The organism is Ramlibacter sp. (assembly GCF_036383835.1).
Taxonomy (GTDB): Bacteria; Pseudomonadota; Gammaproteobacteria; order Burkholderiales; family Burkholderiaceae_C; genus Ramlibacter.
Genome location: NZ_DASVNN010000063.1, coordinates 1 through 8,436, shown reverse-complemented (window position 1 = coordinate 8,436; position 8,436 = coordinate 1). Strand labels below are relative to the sequence as shown.

General features: G+C 70.0%; 9 protein-coding genes. 7 read left to right on the top strand and 2 right to left on the bottom strand.

Annotation, left to right across the window (positions count from 1 at the left end; genetic code table 11):
• Positions 1-134: 134 nt before the first annotated feature.
• On the top strand, positions 135-383 hold the full coding sequence (locus VF522_RS10310) for a lipoyl domain-containing protein (RefSeq protein ID WP_330908167.1): 249 nt from the start codon (positions 135-137) through the stop codon (positions 381-383).
• On the top strand, positions 380-1,096 hold the full coding sequence (locus VF522_RS10305; protein WP_414709493.1) for a lipoate--protein ligase family protein: 717 nt from the start codon (positions 380-382) through the stop codon (positions 1,094-1,096). The genes VF522_RS10310 and VF522_RS10305 overlap by 4 nt, the downstream gene beginning before the upstream one ends.
• Before the next feature lie 45 nt (positions 1,097-1,141).
• Here VF522_RS10305 and VF522_RS10300 read toward each other — a convergent pair whose 3' ends face one another.
• Entirely contained in the window at positions 1,142-1,513 is a 372-nt protein-coding gene (locus tag VF522_RS10300; protein ID WP_330908165.1) for a TraR/DksA family transcriptional regulator, read from the bottom strand.
• A gap of 181 nt (positions 1,514-1,694) precedes the next feature.
• On the opposite strand from VF522_RS10300, the gene VF522_RS10295 reads away from it, so the two are divergent.
• Complete coding sequence (locus VF522_RS10295; protein ID WP_330908164.1) at positions 1,695-2,153, top strand: CBS domain-containing protein; 459 nt, start codon at positions 1,695-1,697, stop codon at positions 2,151-2,153.
• A gap of 10 nt (positions 2,154-2,163) precedes the next feature.
• Entirely contained in the window at positions 2,164-2,523 is a 360-nt protein-coding gene (locus VF522_RS10290) for an HPF/RaiA family ribosome-associated protein (protein ID WP_330908163.1), read from the top strand.
• Between the two features lie 21 nt (positions 2,524-2,544).
• Here VF522_RS10290 and groL read toward each other — a convergent pair whose 3' ends face one another.
• A complete protein-coding gene (gene groL / locus VF522_RS10285; protein WP_330908162.1) occupies positions 2,545-4,161 on the bottom strand; it encodes a chaperonin GroEL in 1,617 nt (538 codons plus the stop codon).
• Positions 4,162-4,357: 196 nt separating this feature from the next.
• Here groL and VF522_RS10280 point away from each other — a divergent pair, with 196 nt between their 5' ends.
• The 3 genes from VF522_RS10280 to VF522_RS10270 form a co-directional block, all read left to right on the top strand.
• A complete protein-coding gene (locus tag VF522_RS10280) occupies positions 4,358-5,074 on the top strand; it encodes an ABC transporter ATP-binding protein (RefSeq protein ID WP_330908161.1) in 717 nt (238 codons plus the stop codon).
• 2 nt (positions 5,075-5,076) lie between these two features.
• The gene (locus tag VF522_RS10275; RefSeq protein ID WP_330908168.1) at positions 5,077-7,446 is read left to right on the top strand and encodes an ABC transporter permease; all 2,370 of its coding nucleotides are present in this window, start codon (positions 5,077-5,079) and stop codon (positions 7,444-7,446) included.
• A gap of 3 nt (positions 7,447-7,449) precedes the next feature.
• A partial coding sequence (locus VF522_RS10270) for an HlyD family secretion protein (protein WP_330908160.1) occupies positions 7,450-8,436 on the top strand: 987 nt, incomplete at its 3' end.

Sequence of the window (8,436 nt, the reverse complement as noted above, 5' to 3'; positions counted from 1 at the left end):
CCGGTGCGGCGCCTGGGCGTGCCCGGGGTGCCGGTGCCGTACATCAGGCCGCTGGAGCAGCATGTCATTCCGCAGGTGCAATCGATCGCCAATGCCTGCCGGCAGATGATGGCGACGAAGCTGCAGAGGGCAGCTTGACGGGCATCGCCCTCGACGACGCCCTGTGGAAGGACGTCGAGCCGGGAACGGAAGCGCTGGTGGACCAGTGGCTCGTGAAGGAAGGCGAGCGCGTGACGGCCGGCCAGCCCGTCGTGCGCGTGGTGCTGGTGAAAGCCACGCTGGAAGTCCCCGCCCCGGCTGCGGGCGTGATCGAGAAAATCCACGTGCCCGCAGAGCAGACATTCGCCCGCGGCGCGAGCCTGGCGACGCTGCGGACAGGGTGAGCGTCACCTGCGCGGGTACCGGCGGGGCTTCTTCGGCGGACGAGCAGGCCTGGATCGCCAGAGCCTTGGCCGGTGGCGCAGGGAGCCCGCAGGTGCGCGTCTGGATCTATGCACGGCCGGCGGTCGTTCTGGGTGCGTCCCAGCGGACGCGGCCGGACATGGAGCAGCGCGCGGCCGCCTGCGATGTGGAACTGTGCACGCGGCCCACGGGGGGCGGCGCCGTGCTGGCGGGTCCATGGCTGCTGGGCGTTTCAGTCGTGCTGCCGGCGGGACACGTCCTGGTGTGCCCGGCCATCGTCGAGAGCTTCCGCTGGTTCGGCGAAGCCCATCAGGGCTGGTTGCGCTCATTGGGGCTGGATTGCCGCTGCATCCGGCCGGGCGACGTCGGCGAGCACGGGCCGGAGCGGCGCTGGGCCTGCTTCGGCGCGCTGTCCCACTGGGAAGTGGCCGCGGGCCGCCGCAAGATCGTCGGCCTGTCGCAGGCGCGCAAGGCGGGCGGAACGCTGTTCTCCTCCGGCATCCTCATCGCGCCGCCGCCCTGGAGCGTCCTGTGCGACGTGATGGGCATGGATGTCCGGCACGCCGCAATGCTCGAAGCCTCGACCATCTCCTGCGCGCAATTGCTGCGCCGCGCCGTGGACCCGGGGCCCCTTGCGGCATCGCTGGGTCGCGCCCTGTGTTCGTCCCTGGAAGGCGCCGGAATGCGGGCTTGAGTTACGCCGCCGGCGCCATCCGGGACATGCGCCCCGCCGCCGCGCCTACGAGGCGGCGAGCCGCTCGTGGGATTGCTGGCAATCCAGGCAGCGGGCGGCGGCCGGGGCAATTTGCAGGCGCGCCCAGGGAATTCGCCGCCCGCAGGCAACGCAGGTCCCGTAGTCGCCGCTGTCGAACCGAGCCAGAGCCTGCTGCACGGCCTCCAGTTCGTGCCGGTCGCGGCTCAGTTCCGCGTTGGCGACGCCGGCCTCCTGCATCGCGGCCGGGCGTTCATCGGCTTCGCCGCGCCGGCCCTCGGCCAGGGAAATCGATGCGACCGCCTTCGCTCGATCGGCCTCAAGCTCGCTCAGCAGCCTGTTGTAGCGCAATTCCAGGATGTTCCTGAGCTCATTGCGTTGCTGCGCATTCAATGTCATGGGTGCTCTCCGGGATTGCAATGGATCGCAGTCTAGGCGCCCGTTCGGCGGCCGCATTGACCTGCGTCAAGGGGGAGACCGCCACAGGCCCCAGAATCCGTTCGTCGGGAACTGGCCTGGATACAGGGACCCGGACCCGGGCCGGCAGGCGGGTTGGTCAGCACACATCAAGGAGAGCAACATGACAATCGGAGAAGTCTGCAATCGCAACGTCGTGCATGCCGCGGCCGGCGTGAGCGTCCGCGAAGCGGCCCGCCTGATGCGGGAACAGCATGTCGGGACCGTCGTTATCGTCGATGAAAGGAATGGCGCCAGATTTCCTGTGGGCATCGTCACCGATCGGGACATCGCCATCGCCGTGGTGGCGCTGGGCCTCGACCCCGCCGTCATCGAAGCGGGAGACCTCATGGCGCCGCGATTCGCCGCCGTCGACGAGAGCTGGGGCATCGCCGAGGTGGTGCAGCTCATGCAGGTCAAGGGCGTGCATCGCATGGTCGTCACGGCCGGAGACGGCGCGCTGCTGGGTATCGTGGCCAAGGACGACCTGCTGTCGTTGCTTGCCGAAGAGCTGAGCGCGCTGGCGAATATCTCGTCCAGCGGCCGCGAACGCGAAGCCCGGCTGCGCCGTGCCGTCGCCTGAGCGTCCCGCCATGCCGATTCCCGTTCAGGTGGTCTTTCACGGGCTGGCGCATTCCCCGGCCCTCGAGTCCCTCATCCACGAGCTCGCGGCGAAGGCATGCCACGGCGACGCCAGGGCGACAAGCTGCCAGGCGACCGTCGAGCTGCCCCACCGCCACCATCGCCCGGGGCGGGACTTCAGCGTTCGCGTGCACCTGCACGTTGCGGGGGGCGAGGTGGTGGTGGAACGCACGAGCGAAGACGCGCAGCGGGCCGCGCGGGAGGCTTTCGCCGCCGTGCGCAGGCAGCTGGACGAAACCATGGAGCGCGCGCGGGGGGAAACAAAGCACCACGCCGGCCACGCGCGGGACCAGGCGAAGCAAGCCGATTGACGGCGCGCCGGCGGGCCCGGCTCACATGGCGAAAGGCTCCGTGGCCTGCGGCGCCGTTTTCTGCGGCGGCTCGGCGGCCATGCAATCGGTGGTCAGGATCAGCGAGGCGACCGACGCCGCGTTCTGCAGCGCGCTGCGCGTGACCTTGGTGGGATCGATGACGCCCATTTGCAGCATATCGCCGAACTGGCCGTTGGCCGCGTTGTAGCCAAACGCGCCGTCTCCTTGGGCCACGGCGTTCAGGATCACGGACGATTCGGCGCCCGTATTGGCCACGATCTGGCGCAACGGCTCCTCCAGGGCACGCAGCACGATCTGGATGCCGGCGGTCTGGTCGCCGTTCTCGCCGTGCATGCCCCCGAGCGCGGCGCGCACCCTGAGCAGGGCGACGCCGCCACCGGGCACGATGCCTTCCTCGACCGCCGCGCGCGTGGCATGCAGGGCATCGTCGATGCGGACCTTGCGCTCCTTCATCTCGGTCTCGGTGGCGCCCCCGACCTTGATGACCGCCACCCCGCCGGCCAGCTTGGCGGCGCGCTCCTCCAGCTTTTCCTTGTCGTAGTCGCTGGTCGCTTTTTCCTTTTCCGCCCGGATGCTGGCGATTCTCGCCTCGATCGCGGCCGGATCGCCCCCGCCATGGATGAGGGTGGTCGTTTCCTTGTCGACCTCCGCGCGCTTCACGCGGCCCAGGTCGGCGAGCTTGGCATTCTCCAGCTTCAGGCCCAGTTCCTCGGCCACCACGGCGCCTCCGGTAAGCCTGGCGATGTCTTCGAGCATGGCCTTGCGGCGGTCGCCGAAGCCCGGCGCCTTCACCGCGCACGCCTTGACGATGCCGCGTACCGCGTTGACCACCAGCGTGGCGAGGGCCTCGCCGTCAACTTCCTCGGCGATGATCAGCAGGGGCTTGCCGGCCCGCGAGACTTCCTCAAGCACGGGGAGCAGCTCCTTTACGGAGGAGATCTTCTTGTCGTGGATCAGGACGTAGGGGTCGTCGAGGACGCACGCCTGGCGCTCGGGCGCATTGATGAAATAGGGGGAGAGGTAACCCCGGTCGAACTGCATGCCTTCGACGACCTCGAGCTCGTTCGCGAGGCCCGAGCCGTCCTCCACGGTGATGACGCCGCGCTTGCCCACCTTTTCCATGGCCCGCGAGACGATGTCGCCCACGGTGCGGTCATTGTTTGCCGAGATGCTGGCGACCTGCGCGATCTCGGTCGGCGTGGAGCACGGCCGCGACAGCTTCTTCAGCTGCTCCACCGCGGAGGCGACGGCCTGCTCGATGCCCCTGCGCAGATCGATCGGGTTCATCCCCGCGGCGACGAACTTCATGCCCTCGTTGACGATGGCCTGCGCCAGCACCGTCGCCGTGGTGGTGCCGTCGCCGGCCACTTCCGAGGTCTTGGCCGCCACCTCGCGCACGAGCTGGGCGCCCATGTTCTCGAACGGATCGGCGACCTCGATCGCCTTGGCGACCACCACCCCCGAGTTGGCGACGAGCGGTGCCCCGAAGCTCTGTTGCAGCAGGACGTTTCGGCCCTTGGGCCCCAGCGTGACCTTGACGGCGTTGGCCAGGGTATTGACACCCCTGCGTACTTTCTCATGGGCATCATGGTGAAACAGCAGTTCCTTGGCGCTCATTAGCGTTCTCCCGTGGTTGGATCGCCCGGGCAATGTATCGGTGCGCCCGCAGTCGGGACTTGACCGGGGTCAAGCTTCCCGCGGTGCGGCGGCCGCGGTCCGTCGCCCGTGCGTGCCACCCTGTTGACGTGAATCAAGACGTGCCCGGGGCGCCGCGGCACCATGGCGCGACTTCCCGCCCCGAATCAGGACAAAAATGCCCGACACCTCCGCCCCCGTCTTCCAGGTCCGCGGCCTTACCAAGACCTATCGCACGGGTGCGGCGGAAGTTCAGGCCCTGCGCGGCGTGGACCTCGACGTGCTGCCCGGCGAGTTCATCGTCCTGCTCGGCCCCTCGGGCAGCGGCAAGAGTACGCTGCTCAACATCCTCGGAGGCCTCGACACGCCCACCGGGGGGCAGGTGATCTTCCGGGGGCGCGAGCTCGGGGCGGCGGACGAAGCGGGCCTCACCCGGTTCAGGCGGGAGCACGTCGGGTTCGTGTTCCAGTTATACAATTTGATCCCGAGCCTGACCGCGCGGGAGAACGTGCAGCTCGTCACGGACATCGCCGCCGATCCGATGCCCGCCGAGGAAGCGCTGCGGTGGGTGGGCCTGGGCGAGCGCCTCGACCACTTCCCGTCGCAGCTCTCGGGCGGCGAGCAGCAGCGGGTGGCGATCGCCCGCGCGGTCGCCAAACGGCCGCAGTTGCTGCTTTGCGACGAGCCGACGGGGGCGCTCGACTACGAAACCGGCAAGCTGGTGCTGGAAGTGATCGCCAGGACCAATGCCGAGCTGGGGACCACGGCGATGGTCATCACCCACAATGCCGCCATTGCCGGCATGGCCGACCGCGTGCTGCGCATCGCCAGCGGCCGCATCGCGGCGATAGAGAGACCGCCGCGCAAGCTGACGCCGGCGGAGATTTCGTGGTGAGCATGCGCCGGCCCGCGGCGATCGACCGCAAGCTGCAGCGCGATCTCTGGGCGCTGAAGAGCCAGGTTGTGTCGATCGCCCTGGTCATCGGCTGCGGCATCGGCGGCTTCGTGGCCACCTTCTCGACCCACGAGTCGCTGGGGCGGTCGCGGGACTTCTACTACGACAGCGCGCGCTTTGCCCACCTGTTCGCGTCGGTGAAGCGGGCACCGCTCGCCGAGGTGCAGAGGCTGCGGCTGCTGCCGGGGGTTGCGGACATCGAGGCGCGCATCGTGCACGACACGCAGCTCGACGTCCCGGGCGTCGTGCCGCCGATGGTGGCGCGCCTGGTCGGCGCGGATTTCACGCGCCGGCCCGCGATGAACCGGCTCGCGCTGAAGGCGGGCCGCTGGCCCGTGCCCGGCTCCGCCACGGAGGCCGTGGCCAACCTGCGCTTCCTCGAGGCCCGCAGCCTTGCGCCCGGCGCTGAAGTGACGGTGCTGGTGAACGGCAAGCGGGAGCGGCTGCAGATCACGGGCGGCGTGCTCTCCCCGGAATACATCTATGCGACCCGCGGCGGCGGCATGCCGGACGACGAATGGTTCGCGGTGCTGTGGGTGGACGCGGACCGGCTGGCCGCCGCCTACGACATGGAAGGCGCGTTCAACTCGGTCTCGCTGCGCCTGCAGGGCGACGCATCGCCGGCGCCGGTCATCGCCGGAATCGACCGCGTGCTGGGCGACTACGGATCGCTGGGGGCCATTGCCCGCGAGGATCAGCCGTCGCATCGCATCCTCGAACAGGAGATCGCGCAGCAGCGGGTGATCGGCTCGGTGCTGCCCGCCATCTTCCTCGCGGTCGCGGCGTTCATCCTCAACGTGGTCCTGCGCCGGCAGGTGGAAACCCAGCGCGGCGAGATCGCCGCCCTCAAGGCGCTGGGCTACGACAATCGAACGATCGGCGCGCATTACCTGAAGTTCGCCTCGGTGATCGTGGTGCTGGGTGCCGCGGCCGGGGCTGCACTGGGAGGGTGGCTGGGCAGCGCGATGACGGGCCTGTATACGGATTTCTTCCAGTTCCCGCAGGTCCGGTTCCGCGTCGTCCCTTGGACCCTGGCGGCGGGCACGGCGATCGCGGCGCTGGCGGCCTTCGGCGGCGCGCTTGCCGCGATCGCCGGCATCCTTCGCCTGCGTGCCGCGGAAGCCTTGCGGCCCCCCGCGCCGGACGCGTTCCGGCCGCTGCTGGTCGAGCGCCTGGGCCTGTCCGCGATGCTGACGCCGGCGCAGCGGATGATCCTGCGCAACCTCGAGCGCAGGCCGGTGCGGGCGGCGCTGGCCGTCGCGGGGATCGGGGCATCGGTGGCAATCCTGCTTTCGGGCACGTTCTGGAGCGATTCGGTCGATCATTTCATCGACGTCCAGTTCAATCGCGTGCAGCCGGCCGGGGTGAGCATCGCCTTCGTCGAGCCGCGCCCGCGCGGGGTGATTGCCGAGCTGGCGCGTCTGCCAGGCGTGCAGCAGGCGGAAGCCACCCGCGTCATCCCGGCGCGGCTGCGCGCAGGCGCCCGCAGCTACCGCACCACGGTCACGGGCGTGACCGACGAAGGCCGGCTGCTTCGCATCGTCGATGCCGGCCTGCGGGAATCGAAGCCCGCGCCCGGTGGGATGATCCTCACGACCCGGCTGGCGGAGCGCCTTGGCGTGGCGGCCGGCGACATGGTCGGCGTCGAGCTGCTCGAGGGCAGGCGCGTCAATGCCGATTTCCGGGTGAGCGCCACGGTGCGCGAGCTCGCCGGCATGAACGCCTGGATGCGCCTGGAGGAACTCAACCGCCTGGCGCGCGAGGGGCCGGTGGTCTCAGCGGCGGGGCTGCTCGCAAGCCGCGAGCAGGAGCCTGCGCTGCTGCAGCGCCTGAAGCAGATGCCGGCGGTGGCGGTGGTGACGGTGACCAGCTCGCTGCTGGAGACATTCCGGCGCAACAGCGCGCGCAACCTGCTGTTCTTCACCGCGATCCTAACGGCCTTCGCCACCACGATCGCGGTCGGGGTGGTCTACAACAACGCGCGCATCCAGCTGGCGGAACGCGCATGGGAGCTTGCGACGCTGCGCGTGCTCGGCATGACGCGGGCGGAAGTTTCCGTGCTGCTCCTCGGCGAGCTGGCGTTCGAGATCCTGACCGCGGTGCCGCTCGGTCTGCTCGCCGGGTACTGGCTGTCCGCCCTCATCGTCGCGCTGACTCACGGGGACGTGTTCGAGATACCGCTCGTCATCCGTCCCGACACCTACCTTTTCGCCGCCGCGGCCGTCGCGGGCGCCGGAGCGGCCAGCGCGCTCATCGTGCGCAGGCGCATCGACCGCCTCGACCTTGTCGGCGTGCTCAAGACCCGGGAGTAAGACATGAAAACCGCAAACAGGATCGCGCTAGGCGCCGCTGCGGCGGGCATCGTGCTTGCCGCAGCGTGGGCGCTGCGCGCGCAGCCCGTGCCGGTGGAAACGGCCACGGTGACGCGCGGCGCGTTCGAGCAATCCGTCATCGAGGACGGCAAGACACGGGTGCGCGACCGCTACGTGATTTCCGCCCCGCTGGCGGGGACAGTGCAACGCATCGGGCTCAGGGCCGGCGATCCCATTCGGGCCGGCCAGGTCGTGGCCGTGCTGGCGCCTACCGCACCCGCATTCCTGGATGAGCGCGCCGAGCGCGAGCTCGACGGCCGGCTCGGCACGGCCGGGGCGCTGCAACGGCGTGCGGCGGCCGAACGCCAGCGCAGCGAGGCGCAGCTCGACCAGGCGCGTCTGGATGCGCTCCGCTCGCGCAAGCTGGCGGCCGACGGCTTCCTCTCGCCGATGGCCCTAGAGCAGGCGGAGCTCGCGCTGCGGACGGCGGACAAGACGCTGGAGGCCGCGCAGTTCGCGGAGGATGCCGCGAGGCACGAAGTGGAGCAGGCGCGCGCCGCGCTCACCCGGTACCGCGCCGAGAGCGCGGGCCGCGTCAGCCGCGGGGCGCGCTGGGAAATCCGCTCGCCCGTGGCAGGCTCGGTGCTGCGCGTCATCCAGGAGAGCGAAGGCTCCGTGCCCGTGGGCGCCGCGCTGATCGAGGTGGCCGACGCGCGCAGCCTCGAGGGCGTGGTGGACGTCCTGTCGCAGGACGCGGTGGGCATCCGCCCCGGAATGCCGGCCCGCATCGAGCTGGGCTCGGGCGTGGGCCCGCTCGCCGCGTCGGTGCGGCGGGTCGAACCGTCGGCCTTCACCAAGGTGTCCGCCCTCGGCATCGAGGAGCAAAGGGTGAACGTCATCCTGGATTTCGAGGACGGCCTCGACCGCATCCATACCATCGGAGACGGGTTCCGCATGCAGGCGCGCATCGTCGTCTTCCGCGTGGAGGAT

Excerpts from the sequence above, each read along its gene's own strand:
- VF522_RS10280 (WP_330908161.1), top strand. The coding sequence starts at position 4,358 with ATGCCCGACACCTCCGCCCCCGTCTTCCAGGTCCGCGGCCTTACCAAG.
- VF522_RS10295 (WP_330908164.1), top strand. The coding sequence starts at position 1,695 with ATGACAATCGGAGAAGTCTGCAATCGCAACGTCGTGCATGCCGCGGCC.
- VF522_RS10300 (WP_330908165.1), bottom strand. The coding sequence starts at position 1,513 with ATGACATTGAATGCGCAGCAACGCAATGAGCTCAGGAACATCCTGGAA.
- groL (WP_330908162.1), bottom strand. The coding sequence starts at position 4,161 with ATGAGCGCCAAGGAACTGCTGTTTCACCATGATGCCCATGAGAAAGTA.
- VF522_RS10275 (WP_330908168.1), top strand. The coding sequence starts at position 5,077 with ATGCGCCGGCCCGCGGCGATCGACCGCAAGCTGCAGCGCGATCTCTGG.
- VF522_RS10290 (WP_330908163.1), top strand. The coding sequence starts at position 2,164 with ATGCCGATTCCCGTTCAGGTGGTCTTTCACGGGCTGGCGCATTCCCCG.